1 protein-coding gene is annotated in these 645 nt (G+C 46.4%); it reads right to left on the bottom strand.

Annotated elements, in window-relative coordinates; genetic code table 11:
* Nucleotides 1-179: 179 nt before the first annotated feature.
* On the bottom strand, nt 180-512 hold the full coding sequence (locus ROE7235_RS20040) for a hypothetical protein (protein ID WP_147434298.1): 333 nt from the start codon (nt 510-512) through the stop codon (nt 180-182).
* Nucleotides 513-645: the final 133 nt, after the last annotated feature.

The raw sequence follows: 645 nt of genomic DNA, 5'->3' as shown, positions 1-645 counted from the left end.
CAACGCGCTCTCGCAACGCAAGTGGATGTGGTTTGCCCATCTGTTATCTCCATATCTGCTCAAAGACATGGAATCATGGATCATGAAGTAAGGGAATCCTGAATCTGGTCAAACCGGACGCGCTCTAATAGAAGGTTCAGAAAATCTCGAAAACCAGAATTTTTTCTGAATTTACAAGATTAGATATCTTTTTCGAGTGGTAATCGTGGCCGCAGATCAAGCAATTGAACAGTTACCGACACTGAGCCACCGAGGACTTCTTGGATTCGCCTGGATTCGCTATGCAAAAGCAACATTAGCTCGTCGACGCCAATTCGTCCTCCAACATCAGGATCATCCCATTTTCGATCTCTCGAAAGAGTTATTAGCAAGGCCCCAGATCGACTTTTTTCAGCGGCCAGATATTTTCTAACGAGCTGCTGTTCAATCGTATCCCTTAGATCTTTTGCTGTGCGCCCGTCAGCAAGTTTTAGTTCGATGACGGCCTCATGATCTGAAACAGTTGAGCGCATTCGAATTGAAGTGGTCCTGCTTTTTAGGACAGGTTTGCGGCTTGTCTAAGATGCATCAGATTTATGTTCATGCCGCTTTTCGTATCTCTGCTTGCTCGAAGTATGCCGCGTCTGGGGTGCGTTTGTCGAGCGC

The sequence above is a fragment of the Roseinatronobacter ekhonensis genome (genome assembly GCF_900499075.1).
Taxonomy (GTDB): domain Bacteria; phylum Pseudomonadota; class Alphaproteobacteria; order Rhodobacterales; family Rhodobacteraceae; genus Roseinatronobacter; species Roseinatronobacter ekhonensis.
This window is presented reverse-complemented; position numbering and strand designations above follow the sequence as displayed.